Annotated in this window: 15 protein-coding genes; all 15 read left to right on the top strand. The window is 31.1% G+C overall.

Annotation, left to right across the window (positions count from 1 at the left end; genetic code table 11):
• Positions 1 to 316: hypothetical protein (locus NK213_RS17005; RefSeq protein ID WP_253351321.1), on the top strand; the 316-nt coding region annotated here is incomplete at its 5' end.
• A gap of 130 nt (positions 317 to 446) precedes the next feature.
• Complete coding sequence (locus NK213_RS17000; RefSeq protein WP_253351319.1) at positions 447 to 1265, top strand: ankyrin repeat domain-containing protein; 819 nt, start codon at positions 447 to 449, stop codon at positions 1263 to 1265.
• A gap of 67 nt (positions 1266 to 1332) precedes the next feature.
• On the top strand, positions 1333 to 2217 hold the full coding sequence (locus NK213_RS16995) for a hypothetical protein (RefSeq protein ID WP_253351317.1): 885 nt from the start codon (positions 1333 to 1335) through the stop codon (positions 2215 to 2217).
• Between the two features lie 386 nt (positions 2218 to 2603).
• The gene (locus tag NK213_RS16990) at positions 2604 to 2951 is read left to right on the top strand and encodes a DUF2185 domain-containing protein (RefSeq protein ID WP_253351315.1); all 348 of its coding nucleotides are present in this window, start codon (positions 2604 to 2606) and stop codon (positions 2949 to 2951) included.
• 22 nt (positions 2952 to 2973) lie between these two features.
• Positions 2974 to 3375 carry a hypothetical protein gene (locus tag NK213_RS16985; protein ID WP_253351309.1) on the top strand — a complete coding sequence of 134 codons (402 nt, stop codon included), beginning with the start codon at positions 2974 to 2976 and terminating at the stop codon, positions 3373 to 3375.
• A 100-nt stretch (positions 3376 to 3475) separates the two neighbouring features.
• The gene (locus tag NK213_RS16980; protein ID WP_253351308.1) at positions 3476 to 4630 is read left to right on the top strand and encodes a hypothetical protein; all 1155 of its coding nucleotides are present in this window, start codon (positions 3476 to 3478) and stop codon (positions 4628 to 4630) included.
• The gene (locus NK213_RS16975) at positions 4630 to 5796 is read left to right on the top strand and encodes a hypothetical protein (protein ID WP_253351307.1); all 1167 of its coding nucleotides are present in this window, start codon (positions 4630 to 4632) and stop codon (positions 5794 to 5796) included. The genes NK213_RS16980 and NK213_RS16975 overlap by 1 nt, the downstream gene beginning before the upstream one ends.
• Before the next feature lie 2 nt (positions 5797 to 5798).
• Positions 5799 to 7034, top strand: coding sequence for a hypothetical protein (locus tag NK213_RS16970; RefSeq protein ID WP_253351306.1), 1236 nt, complete (start codon positions 5799 to 5801; stop codon positions 7032 to 7034).
• A complete protein-coding gene (locus NK213_RS16965) occupies positions 7025 to 7744 on the top strand; it encodes a hypothetical protein (protein WP_253351305.1) in 720 nt (239 codons plus the stop codon). The genes NK213_RS16970 and NK213_RS16965 overlap by 10 nt, the downstream gene beginning before the upstream one ends.
• Before the next feature lie 237 nt (positions 7745 to 7981).
• Positions 7982 to 10030 carry a BglG family transcription antiterminator gene (locus tag NK213_RS16960; protein WP_253351304.1) on the top strand — a complete coding sequence of 683 codons (2049 nt, stop codon included), beginning with the start codon at positions 7982 to 7984 and terminating at the stop codon, positions 10028 to 10030.
• A gap of 38 nt (positions 10031 to 10068) precedes the next feature.
• Positions 10069 to 11448, top strand: coding sequence for a glycoside hydrolase (locus NK213_RS16955; RefSeq protein WP_253351303.1), 1380 nt, complete (start codon positions 10069 to 10071; stop codon positions 11446 to 11448).
• A 4-nt stretch (positions 11449 to 11452) separates the two neighbouring features.
• Positions 11453 to 12175, top strand: a complete 723-nt coding sequence (locus tag NK213_RS16950) for a glucosamine-6-phosphate deaminase (RefSeq protein WP_253351302.1) — start codon at positions 11453 to 11455, stop codon at positions 12173 to 12175.
• Between the two features lie 21 nt (positions 12176 to 12196).
• Positions 12197 to 12511 (top strand): PTS lactose/cellobiose transporter subunit IIA, encoded by a 315-nt coding sequence (locus tag NK213_RS16945; RefSeq protein ID WP_253351301.1) that lies wholly within the window; start codon positions 12197 to 12199, stop codon positions 12509 to 12511.
• 6 nt (positions 12512 to 12517) lie between these two features.
• Positions 12518 to 12868, top strand: a complete 351-nt coding sequence (locus tag NK213_RS16940) for a PTS sugar transporter subunit IIB (RefSeq protein WP_253351300.1) — start codon at positions 12518 to 12520, stop codon at positions 12866 to 12868.
• A gap of 15 nt (positions 12869 to 12883) precedes the next feature.
• Positions 12884 to 14197: a PTS sugar transporter subunit IIC gene (locus tag NK213_RS16935; protein WP_253351299.1), complete on the top strand. Its 1314-nt coding sequence runs from the start codon at positions 12884 to 12886 to the stop codon at positions 14195 to 14197.
• Positions 14198 to 14326: the final 129 nt, after the last annotated feature.

Below are 14326 nucleotides of genomic sequence, written 5' to 3'. Positions count from 1 at the left end.
AGATAAATCAATATATGAAAAACAAATCTTTTATTATATCAGATTTAATTTACAGACTTTCTTGCACACTCCCAAAACATATTTAATACAAGATGATAAATCATCAGATATAATTGTAAAATTTTCAAAATTTGAAGATGTAGTAGAAATATTAGCTGGAAAATTGTGGAATGGCTGGGTTTTCTTAACTGATTTTGAAACATTTGCATTTCGTTATGATGAAGATCATTCATTTATAGTAGTTTCTCCTCCTTACATTGAACTTTTTGAGCGAACTTTTGAATCTATAGAGAAATATATTGGAAATAAAATATAAAAGATTTACAATTGAATATGAATTATTGAAATTTAATATTTTTATATTAAAGAGGAGAGAAAGTGAGATATTACTATGATGATTTAACATATTATAGTTGTCATTATTTTGAAAATGCTAAAAATATAGGATGGATAAAAATAAATTTCCTGTTGGAGAGGTTTCAAATGAATTTTTAGAAAAATTATTCAGCTACGTACAATCTCCTATTTATACAGTGAGAGATTGTTTTGAACCAAAGAAAATAGAGTATAATGGAGAAATTCAAAATTTAGGATTTTTAGAAATTAGGGTATTGGGTGAAAATGGAGTTAGGTATGCAGCTCCAGATTTAATATTTTACTATATAATCAAATATGGTTATAAACCACCACAGGAATTTATTGAGGCTGTTCTTTACGGACCTGATCCTAAAACTGAAGAATATAAAAACTATATGTTAAGATACAGAGAAGAATTTTTATGGGGTGAATCAGAAGAAATAGTAAGAAAAACAAATGATATAACAACACTAATTTATACGGGGGATATAGAGAAATTAAAAAATGAAATGAATAAAAATATAAATATGGTTTCAAAAGAAGGATCATTTCTTAATGCCGCTATAAAAGCTGATCAGGTAGAAATAGCAAAATATTTGATATCTCAGGGAATCAATATAAATAAATTCAACGGTCAGGAATTGAATACTGCAATACGAAAAAGTATGAATGAAGTGGTAGAGTTACTTTTGAATAAAAATATTAAAATAGACACAAGAGTGTACGCACTGAATCCTCTTTTTACAGCAGTTCAAGTGAGGAACTATGAGGCAGCAAAGCTTTTAATAATGAATGGATTGAGTAAAAACACTGAGTACACAAATGAATTTATGAAAGAACAAAGTCCTTTAAAAATAGCACAAAAGAGAAACGATAAGAAAATGTTGGATATATTGAATTCCCTTTAAGAGAGAAAAAGTATTAATAATAATATTTTTAACTATAATTAGTTGATTAAATAAAACACGAAAGTATGTGGTAATTATAACTATTATAAAAGATTATAAATCTAAAATAATGATAGATAAGATAATAAAAAATATTGAGAAAGTTTTTAAATATGAGACAAATGAAAAAATAAAAATTTGCAACTCATTGATAGATCAGTTAGCAAGTACAAATGATAGCAAAATAAAAGAAAAAATATTATTCATAATATATAAGTTATCAGAGAAAAAGGAAGTTATAAAAAATATACGCTTAGATTTTTTAGTAAAGCTGATTTATATGTATGCTAAAGGTTCTTCTTTTTATAATGAAAAATATCATGATAAAAAATCACTAATTTACTTACTTTATATTTTGGCATATTCAGGGAAAGAGAAATTTAATAATATAATTAATCTTTTTGCATATGAAGAGGATGTGATAATAAGAAGAGAAGTGTTAAATGCCGGAAGAATATTTGCGTTAAGATATGAAAAGAAAAAAATTGATATCATTTCTGAAATAAGGGAAATAATAGAGAATAGAGAAAGTAGTGATTTGTATTCTTTGGATATGACCTTAAGATACCATATATTTTCAAATGATGAGTTGAAAACGGTATGCGGTGTTTTGGAAGATTATTTGAAAAAAGAAAAAGATGAAGAAAAAATTGAAGGAATGATATATTTATTAAATTTTCTTTCTTTGGAAAAGGAAGCAACAGAATTTATAAATATGGACTTTTTGATATCTAAAGTATCTGATTGTAATTTACAAGGAGCAGCGTATGTTTTAGAAATAATAGGTGATACTTATAATTTGAAATACCTTCCTTTTCTGGAAAATTGTAGCAATAGTACCGAGTATATTATAAAGGAAGCTGCAAATGAGGCAATAAGAATGATTAAAGATGAAAATTTAGAGGACAGATGAATATGACAATGGAATATATTATGACAATTGGGGTTATTATATATATTGAAGGTAAGGGATATGTTATTGGCGGTACTGTAGCAGGTGATCGTTCAAGCAAAGGATTCTAAAATGATGGAATACTTGTAGAGTCTGATGGTATTAGTTATAGTTTTATAATAAAAGGCGTTAAAATATCATCAAGTTTTTTAGGAAACTGGACTATTGGAATTCTTGTTTACGATTCTGAAGATATCAATAGTATCAAAGTTGGGGATAAGGCATATGCTATTGTTGGTAAATAGCGTAGTCAGTAAAATAATTGATAGATTGAGAAAAAGTAAAGAAATGAAGTGTATCAAAATGGAAATTAAAGAAAAAATATAATAAAACAAAGGAGCCAACTAATGTATAAAAAAGCCGAAACAGAATTCATAATAAATGCAGGAGCATGTATAGTTTCTAAAAATATTCTCAGCGGGAAAAGCAAGTTAAAATGGCTTTTTAGGGAAGAATCTATAGAAGCACCGGATAGCGGGTGGCGTTTTTTCTCTGAGATGGATGATGATGACTATGTAAATGATCCAAATAATTTAGTAGTTTGTGACTATAATACAGTGGCAGAAATAGAGCCCGCAATAATACCAACTTATGTTTTTCCTGTAGGAAGTGACTTACAACTGGTCGCAGAAAACGGAAGAATGTATTTTGTAGATAATTTAACAGAAGAAGAAATAGATTTAGGCTATTTATAGAAATGCAGTAGATGAGCCAGAAATGACAATAACAGATGATAAATATTATAAAGGCTATGATGATCTTGGAGAACAGGCAATTCAATTTTTCTTTGAGAATGGTAGTGATGAGGAAATACTGTATATATGGGAAGGATATTTTTCCGCAATAATGCACGGCATTCCATTTAAAAATGAGTATTTCTACGGCTTAATAAAAGAATATCATGAAGTGACGGGATGGTATGACGATAAATGGGAGGTACCGGATATCACCAGTGCAGTAAACCAGTTAAAATATTTTGATGCAGAAATATTAAAACAGCCGGATATAAAATATGATATTTTCGAGCCTGAATTATTATATGAAATATTGGGGAGAATAATTCAGTTTTTAGAGAGGGCAAAAGACCTAAACTGCAAAATATATATGGAACGTGATTAATTATTTTACTTAATATTTTATATATAGATTTAATAATAATGTTAAATATGATAATATAAATATGATTAAAAAGAAATCATAAAAATAAAAAGGGGATCATATGAGAAAACAGAAAATGTTTATAGAATATATAAAATCACAAAAGGAAACAATAAAGAGACTTGCAAAATCAGAAATTCCGGAAAAAGAAGAAATTCTGAAAGAATTAAATCATAATATTGAAGAGCAGGAATTAAGCGTAAATATTCAGGAGCTAAACGGCAGAATAGTGTTCGTCCCTATTGGAAAGGAACGTTTTAAGGCGAGAATACTCTACGATTTTCTTCAGAAAATATTCGGGGAAAAATACACAGACGAATTCTGGAGAATGATGGAAGAAACGGAAAATAAGAATTATGTGAGTATTGATAATTTTTTTCGTCTGGCAGAAAAAATAAAAGATAATGAAGAAGAATTAACAGGAATTCCGGGTGATACAGAAGGTATAAAAAAGTTAATCTTATCAGTGTACCAAAATATAAGAAACAGAGAATTTTCAGAAGCATTAAAAGGCTATAAAAAACTTTCGGAAGAAAACAAAGAACTATTCGAGGAAAAACTAAAAAAAAATCTTGATAATCTTTTGACAGGTACATATTCAGCAATGGAAACTGATGAATACAAAATGTTTTCCGAAACCGGGGAAAATATTTTATTTCTTGAGTGTTTGAATAAGTGCAAAGATTTTATGACAGAGGATACTGAAAAATTCCTTGAAAAAGAAGAAGTTTCAGATATTACAGGGAAAACAACCGGTTTTGAAACAGAACATATAACAGTAAAAGAAGAGAAAAAAGAAAATCAGATATTTGAGGAAAGCATTTCCAAAAGGGAGAAGTCATACTTTAAAAAAACAGGTAAAAAAGAGGAATTAAAGCCAAAAAGTATAAAAGAGCTCATGGGAGAGACAATACAGCTGTTTGAAAATCATAATTTTGATGAGGCGGTTCAAAATATAAAACTGCTGGCAGAAGTAGATGAAGTCTTTATAAAAAATGATACCGAATTAAAATATTTGCTGGAAGCAGTTCTTTTGAGAACAGGAAGGTTTTTTCTGCAAAGAAAAATGGAATATAAAAAATACTGGGGATACTTTTTAGGAAAATATGAAACGAAAATAGAATTTTATCAAAATATTGTCAAATTAAGAAAGTGTACAAGAAAAAACTGGAAACTACATTATCATGAAGAGTATGAAGTCTGGAGACGAGATTAATGAAAATAACAGCTTTGACAACATTTAATAATATAAGAAATGAGTATACGGAGAAACTTTCCAATATAAAAAACGATATACTTAATTCCATAGAATATAATTTTAAAGAATATAACATTTACACAGTTCCTGTAAGAAGGGAAGATTTGAAAATATATGAAGGCTGTCTGTACCCTTTTAGCGAAAATTATTTGAAAAAGACAGATTTATTGGATAAAGATATATTTACAGAAGAAAACGGATTATATCTGGAGGAATTATTCGTAAAAGAAAATTTTGATATGATAACAGCTTTGAATAATCAGACGGTTCAGGGGATTATAGCCACAGACAACGGTTTGTTCAGTGCAAAATTTCAATTCAGAATTAACAGAGAATATTTTGAAAAAGCAGAAGAATTATATAAAATAACCGAGAAGAATAAAATATCATGGAGAACCCTGAATATACCATATATTATGAAATTTATTTCAGTGTATCTCGTGGAAGTAGATGATGATTACTGGGATTCAAAAGAAATTATTTCAATTGATTATGATAAAAAGTTTGATTATGAACAAAATTGTGTACTCTGCTGGAATATAAGGCAGCTGGAATGTAAAATGAATGAAATGGTAAAACCTACTGAAGAACGTTTGATTTATGAATACTTTATAAATACTGACATAAACAGAAAGTATCTCATGGTTCCCGAGAGCGGGGAGGTACTTGCTTCATATATTATGAATTATGAACAGATAAAATTTATTACAGATAAAAAAATAAATAATAAGGTGATTCTTTGGGAAGTGCTGGACAGACTGGACAGTGAGCTGGAGAAATATCTGGATTATCATATATACAGTAATGAAAATATAAAAAGAGACAGAAGTAAAATATTATCTGACACAAAACAGATAAAAGATATAGTCCGCAGTCTGAATGATATCGCAGATGTGAAACTTGCCGAAATTTTTACTGAAAATAAGAACAGAAAAATTTTAACAGGTTTCAGATTTAATAGTTTTCTTGCAGAAGAATTTCAGATAAAAGGGAAAAGAGAAAGAATTTATCTTGATTTTGAGTATAGTGATTCGTATCTGACAAACGAAATACTTAGTTATATTCAATCAGAACTGGAATTGCAGTATAAGGATTTTGAATTTTTGGCATTAGAGCAGGAGTAAATATGGATTATATAAATGAAATTTTAAAAGAAATAATGAAAAATGTAAAAAATGACGAAGATGTGAATTTTTTCAGGGAGATAAGTACCGGAATGTTTCCGGAAATAAACGGAGACTTTAGGAAAATACTGAAAGATATAAGTGATAATATAGATGAATTATATTTAGATTCAAAAAAGGCAATATATACAGTTCCTGTGAATGCAGAAGAACTCGCAGAATACAGGGAAATAGTATTCCCTATGTACAAGAAAGACGCAGAACCTGATCAAATTGCCAAAAGGAAAAATGTTTTTTTCAGAAGAATTTATTTGGATGTTAGTTATGATAATATGGAAAACTTTGGGAAAGAGGGATTTAAAGGGGAATTGCTTCTAGACGGGAAATTATATAAAATGAATATTTACAGTGAAAAATGCGAAAAATACTGCCAAAAGGAAGAAGAATTATTAAATGTGCTGAAATTAAATGATAAGGAATGGGAAGTTCTGTATACGCCTTACAGCAGAAGATTTTTTGATTTGTATTTAGAAGAGCTGCCTGAAGAAATTGAAAAATATATTGGGGAAATAAGTGTTAATTATAGAGAGTATAATGATCATGTTTATGAAAACTATTTTCTTGCATGGAATATTGAAGAAAAGACAGTTTTAGCTGATAAAATAAAATCAGATACCAAAAATCAGACTTATTGTTATAGAATATCCTCATTAAATCCAGAAAAAGACCTCGTAAATGTAACAGACAGCAGAATAAAAGAACTAGAAAGAAAAGAGCACGATATTTATGTGTATATAGACAGTTTAAAGGATAAAAACTGGGAATTATGGAGAATAAACGAGATTGATTCTGAAAGATTTGAAAATCTTACTTTTAAACCATTAGGGAATAAAAAAACAGAGGATTTTATAAGCCGTTTTAAAAATGATTCAGATATGAGAGTAAGAAGCGAGTCTGAAATACATGAAATAATAGCGGGTTATGAAAATATAAAAAGTCTGAAGCTGAAAGAGATGACTTTGAACGGCTATACTGAAAAAATTGCCGATTCATTTGATATGAATGAAATATTTAATAAAAAAGTAAAAATAAAGAGGAAAAACAGGGATAAGCTGAATTTATATTTCGAGGTTAAAGAAGAAGGCAGATATCTGAGAGATGAGCTAAGTTTTCTGTTAAGCTGTATAGGATATAAATATCCTGAATATGAAGTAAGGGGGATAACTGAATGGAGATAAACAGGGAACAGTATCAGTATATATGGTTTTTGCTGTACCAGCTTACAAAAGAGTCGCATACAGGGGAAAATCTGAAATATATATTATCAAAAAATATTTCTCCATATTCGGAAATGAATATGGAAGATTTGAATTACAGCAATATTGCTAATGAAAAAACAGAAGTGGAAATAAATCCATTTTACAGATTTACAGATGTGGTAAATGATCTTTTAAATCCGGATCTTATCGCGGGAAAAGTGCAGAGAGAAGAGCTGTTTAACATAGTATTTCATATTCTGGCAAATCTGGATTTACAGGAAGGGCTGAATAAAAGAGTACTGACAAGCAGACTTATAATAGAAAGCATTGAAAGCGGGAGATACGGGGATGAAATCCGGGAATTGTTCAGGATTTTGAATAAACGCGAGAAAGTAACAGTAGCTGACGGAATACAGGATAAATATAATTATTTAAGGGAAATAGAAGTATTTAAGAAAGTATTCAAAAGCGTTTATCCCGATTCGCTGATTTATGATTCGCTGGATAAGGAAGAAGAGCTTGTTTTATTTATAAATGAGAAAAAAACTCCGGAAAACAGAAAAAAAGAAAAACTTCTTGAAAAGTTATTTCTTCCTGTTGGTTTGAAATGCAGAAAAACATGGGAGTATCATTTTGGGATTATGGGTGTGGATGAAACTATGGTTCTTGGGGAATTGCTGATTTATTAATAAATAACAGAACAATTAAAGGGCTGTCTTAATTTTTTAGGGCAGCTCTTTTCATATGAGAGATTTTATGAGAAAATATAAATATAAAAGAAATTTCTGGTAAAAACAGTCCATACAAAAAACCAGAATCCAAGCACATTTAAGAAGACAAATGAAACTTTTTTGGAAAAATACGTCTAAAAGTTGAAGATTGTTTTTTTTTAATTATGGGCTAATATGTATAATGGGTGATATCAAATGTATATAAATAATCGATTATTAAAAGTAGCAGAATTTTTGAAAAATAAAGATGAAACAACAATAAAAGAAATTGCCGAAACCTTAAAGATATCCGAAAAGGCAGTAAGATATGAAATAGATAAACTGAATTTTATACTGGCAGTAAATAAGTTTCCCGAAATAAAAAAAGAATCAAAGGGAAGGCTTATAAGCACAGAGTTTTCAGAAGCATATGACGAGAACGTATTTTTGGAACTTATAAATAAAAATACAAAAAATGACAGGAAAGAATATATAAAATTAAGAATCCTTCTTGATGAAAAAATAAATTTTTCCCGGATGTCAGATGAACTGGATGTGAGCCGGACGACTATAAAAAATGATGTATCGGAAATAGAAAATGAAATAAAAAAGGATGGCATAAAACTTAAAAGAAGTTACTATGACAATGAAGAGACTGATATAAGAAATTATATTCTGAAAAATTACAAAGAAAATGTAAACAAATTTTTTTACATGGAAGAAACAGAAAGCGGACTTATAGATACTCTGGTCTATAATGAACTTTCCGGTGTGAATATGGATATGATAAGGGAATTCCTGACCAGAATATCCGAAGAGATAGAAAACAGAGATAATAATTTTTATGAATATATATTTTCTTATCTTATTGTTGCTTATATGAGAATAAGAAGAGGACACTTTATAGAAAATATAAAAAATAAAAGTTTTCTGAAAAATACAAAGGAATACAGTCTTGTATCAGAACAGATAAGGACTCTTGAAAAAAGCTTTAAGATTACTTACGGGGAGAACGAAATTTTACAGCTTGTGGACTATATTCTGGGATTTATTTCTTATGGTTATAATACTTCAATATTTGAAAACTGGATAGAGATAAAACTCCTTGTACAGGAAATAATTGGCGAGGTAAATAATTATACAGATATAGATATTACTTCTGACGAGGAACTGTTTAACGGACTTCTGAATCACATAAAACCCGTGATTTACAGAATGAAAAACAGTCTGGGAATAGAGAAGGAAATATATTATGAAGCCATAAGGGCCTATCCGGAATTATTTGAAATTGTGAAGAATGCTTTGAAAAGATTAGAAAATCTAATGGGTAAAAAAATAGACAATTCTGAAATAGCACTTTTTACAATACACTTTCTTGCTTCAATAGAGAGAAACAGAAATTACAGGAACAAATACAGGAATATTCTTCTTGTGTGCGGCGGAGGCTATGGGACTTCCATGCTTGTAGCAAAAAGGCTTGCCGAAAATTACGATATAAACATAACTGCTACATTATCATATATGGAGCTTCTGGATTATAATCTCGAAGATATAGATTTGATAATAAGCACCCTGACATTAAATGAACATCTCACAGGAAAAATAAATATACCTATAGTAAAAATAACAGCTTTCTTTACAATGGAAGATCAGGAAAAGCTGAGTCCGTATCTGGTAAAAAAGAATTCCTATAAGGAAAAAATGAATAAAGTACTGGAATTAATAGAAGAAACAGATATTGTCAAGAATAACAGAGAACTGGAAAATAAATTAAGGCTGATAATAGACGAGGAAGGCACGGTTCTGATAAAAAAGGAAAAAAGGCTTGCAGACTTTATACTTGAGGACAGGGTGCAGATAATAGACAGTGTGGAAAGTTGGCAGAAATCCATAGAAATATGCGGTGAACCTCTTATCAGAAAAAATGAAATAAAAAAAGAATATATAGATGAAATAGTGAATATAGCAGAATTATTCGGCGTACACTTTATACTGGAAAATAATGTGGCAATACCGCACGGAGAAGTTTTCACAAATGTAAATAAATCCTGCATAAGTGTGCTGAGCATAAGAAATGCAGTTACTTTTCCCGGAGACAGAAAGGTATTCCTGATGTTTCTTATAGGAGCTGCGAACATAACGGAACACGTAAAAAGTATAGAAGAGATAATAAATCTCACACAGCAAAAAGATTTACTGGAAAAAATAAAGAAAATAGATGACTCGGCTGAATTATATAAATTTTTTAAGTCTTTAAATAATTAATAATCATAAAAAAGTAAAAAATACAGGAGGAAAAACAAATGAAACTGACAGTTCTGGGCGGAGGAGGAGTAAGATCTCCTTTTCTGGCAAAATCATTAACAAATAAAGCAAAAGAGCTTGGGGTAAAGAAAATAGTATTTATGGATAATGATGAAGAAAAGCTGAAAATATACGGAGGTATAGCTAAAAGAGTAGCAGAAGCAGTGGATAAAGATGTAATATTCGAGCTTACTACAGATGCAGAAGAAGCTGTAACAGATGCTAATTACATAATTACTACATTAAGAGTGGGGCAGGACGAAGGAAGATACCAGGATGAAAAAATGGCACAGAAGTACGGGATATTAGGACAGGAAACTACAGGTGTAGGCGGATTTGCCATGTCTTTGAGATCTATTCCGATATTAGTGGAATACTGTAAATTAATAAATAAAAAATCAGCTCCGGGAGTAGTTATATTTAATTTTACAAATCCGTCGGGACTGGTAACACAGGCATTAAGAAATGAAGGCTTTGATAATGTATATGGAATATGTGACGGGCCGAGCCACTTTACACAGCAGCTTGCTGATTTTATAAAAGCTGACAGGGAGAAATTCGACATTACATGTTACGGATTAAATCATCTTTCATATTTCAGAGACGCAAAAGCTGACGGGAAAGATGTTATGGACGATATACTGAATAATCCCGCACTATTCAGCGAAACAGACATGAGATTGTTTGACAGACAGCTTCTTCATATACTGCATGACGAGCTTCCTAATGAGTATCTGTATTTCTTCTATTATAACGATAAAGTGGTGAAATCTATTAAAGAAAACGGTTCTGCAAGAGGAGAGCTAATAAAGGATATAAACAAAAGAATGCTTGCAGAAATAAAGAAAGCTGATATAAATGATACGGATAAAATATTTGAAATATATATGAGACACCTTATGGAAAGAGAGAAAAGCTATTTTGCCATAGAGTCAGGACAGGTAAGACCTGAGGAATTCCCTGTTCCTACATTTGAGGAATATGTGAATACACCTGATGAAGGCGGGTACTCTTCAATAGCTCTGAACTTCATAAAAGCCGTTAACGGAAAAGGAGATATCTCAATGACTCTTCTGGTACCGAACAACGGAAGTATAAAGGAACTTAATGATGAAGATGTAATAGAGATAACTTGTGATATAAGCAAAGACGGAGTAAAGCAGAGAAAAATAGATAATATTCCTGATGCACAAATGCAGATAATAAGAACAATAAAAATGTTTGAAAGACTTACAGTGGAGGCAATAAAGGAAAAGAACAGGGAAAAGGCGATAAAGGCATTAATGGTGCATCCGCTTATAAATACATATAATATTGCAGGGCAGATAACAGATGAATTATTGGAATTATATAAAGAATATATCGGAGAATGGAAGTGAGAGTATGGAAATAATTAAAACCAAAGATTATATGGAACTTTCTGAATATGCAGGAAAAATAATTCTCGACGAGATAAAAAGCGAGAAAAAAACATTAATATGTCTTGCCTCGGGAGATACTCCGCTGGGGACCTATACATATGTGGCTGATGCATTGAAAGGCGAGGATTTGTCAAAATATAACTTTGTATTCGTAGGACTGGACGAATGGGTAGGAATGGATAAAAATGACAAAGGAAGCTGTCAGGATTATATGCAGAGAGATTTATTCGGAAAGCTGAATCTGGCACCGGGACAGCTTGTGGAATTTAATGCGAAATCGGATAATCTTGAGGAAGAATGCCGTAAGATGGATACTTTTATAAAAGAAAATGGAGGACTTGATCTGGTAATTCTTGGTGTAGGGATGAACGGTCATCTGGGCTTAAATGAACCGGGAACATCTTTCGATAAATACTCTCATGTGGTAGATCTGAGCGACAATACCAAGGAAGTTGCCAAAAAATATTTTGATACTGAGAGAAAACTGGAAAAAGGGATAACTTTGGGAATAAAGCATTTCCTTGAGGCTAAAAAAGAAGTCCTTATTATTTCAGGAAGCAAAAAAGCAGATATAGCCAAGAAAGTAGCAGAAGGGGAAGTAAGTGAAGATATACCTGCGACATCAGCAAAATTACATAAAAACAGCTGTTTGATATTAGATGGTGAAAGCAGCAGCAAACTTTAAAAATAATGGAGGATACTAAAAATGGATATAGAACAAGTGAGTTTTCAGATCATTTCTTTTGCAGGGGATAGTTTTTCTACTATGTTAAAAGCTCTCGGGAAAGCAAAGGAAAAAGATTTTGAGTCAGCGGAAAAATTAATGGAAGAAGCAAAAAAATCTCTTGATGATGCACATAACGTGCATACAGAGGTACTGGTTTCCGAAGCACAGGGAAATAAACAGGAGTATTCGGTACTGCTTTCCCATGCACAGGACACGCTGATGAATACAATACTGGCAGAAACACTGTTAACTGAAATAATAGAATTATATAAGACAAAAGAAGATAAGGAGTGAGTAAATATGGATTTTGACAGACTTCATATATTATTGGTTTGTAACCTGGGGGCTTCTACAAGTGTTATGGTAAGTAAAATGACCGAAGTAGCAGAAAAAAGTGAAAAACTTAAAGATGTAGATATAAAAATAGATGCTTATCCTGTAAGCAGCCTGAAAGAGCATGTAAAAAACTATGATGTAATACTGGCAGGGCCTCAGATAAAGCATAAGGAAAAAGAGATACAGCAGGAATGTGATAAACTGGATAAACCTTTTGCAATAATAAATTCAAAAGATTACGGAATGGTAGACGGAGCAGCAATATTAAAGGCAGCAATTCTTTTAAAAGTAAAACATGATAAAAAAAATGTATAACGGAGGATATTTTTTATGAAAGAAAAAAAGATGAACGGCTTTATCACAATGCTTGAAAAATATATAACGCCTATTGCTGAAAAGATTGAAGCACAAAGGCATATATCTTCAATAAAGAACGGAATGATAAGCCTGATGGCCATATTGATGGTCGGTTCGATAAGTTTGATAGTAATGGGACTGGGAAACTTTTTTCCTGACGGATCAAGTATAAAAAATATATTTGACAATTATAATGCAATATTAGGACTGCCGTTTATGTTTACTTACGGACTGCTTTCTATATATGCAGCAATTACTATTTCATATGCACATTCGCAGAAAATGGAAATTCCGGTTCTGCACAGCCTGCTTGGAGCTGTTCTGGCTACTGCAATACTAAATGTAAAGGTAACTGACGGAGCTTTTGATTTTAGCTTTATGGATTCAAGAGGATTATTTATAGCTATTTTTGCATCATTAATATCTGTGGAAATAATGGCATTCTTAATTAAGAAAAAAGTAACTATCAGAATAAAAGGGCTTCCTGATATGATAGGGAAAACTTTTGAGGCAATAGTTCCGCTGCTTATAATAATTTGTTTAAGTGTATTTATCAGTATATTTACTCAGGTAATGTCAGGCGGGAAAATACTTCCGGAAGTATTCGTAACAGTATTAGGGCCTGCGACTCAGGGAATTGATACGCCTATGGCTGTGTTTTTAGTATCATTGTTTGAAATGATTTTCTGGTTCCTTGGATTAAACGGTTATGCAATACTTGTAAGTTTTACACTGCCGTTTATGACACAGTATCTGACTGAAAATGCTCAGGCTTTTGCATCAGGAGGAGTACCTACACATATTTTTACAGAAAATTTCTGGGGATATTTTATGGCATGTACAGGTTCGGGAGTAACAGGAGCTATTTCTATTCTGGGACTTATGAGTAAATCAAAAGAGCTTAAGGCAGCAGGAAAAGCTTCTATAGTTCCGGCAATCTTCAATATTTCAGAACCTGTGGTATATGGTTTTCCGGTGGCGTATAATCCGTATTTGTTTATACCATTTGTAATTGGGACACCTATATTAAGTGTATTTTCATATTATGTATTTAAATTAGGATTTATTAACAAGCCTATAGTAAATGTGGGAGGAATGCCGAGCCCTATAGCACAGTATCTGATTACACTTGACTGGAAGGCACCGATTTATGCTGTAATTATAGTTTTCTTAGGGATTTTGATGTACTATCCTTTCTTTAAGATGTATGAAAAAAGTGTGCTTGCAGAAGAAGAAAAAGTAACAGAAGTAGATAAGGAACTGGAAGAACTTGATCTGGATTTCTAAAAAGCATTTATATATAAAAAAGCTGAGTCAAAATACATGATTCAGCTTTTTCTTTTTGGTGTTAGTATGAAAAAGTGGACACAAAAATCTTGATTGTGTAAACTAATTGAGAGAAGGCAGGTGTCCGAA

The sequence above is a fragment of the Sebaldella sp. S0638 genome, from assembly GCF_024158605.1.
Lineage (GTDB): Bacteria > Fusobacteriota > Fusobacteriia > Fusobacteriales > Leptotrichiaceae > Sebaldella.
Note: the sequence above shows the minus strand (reverse complement) of the source record. Positions and strands in the feature narration are given on the sequence as shown.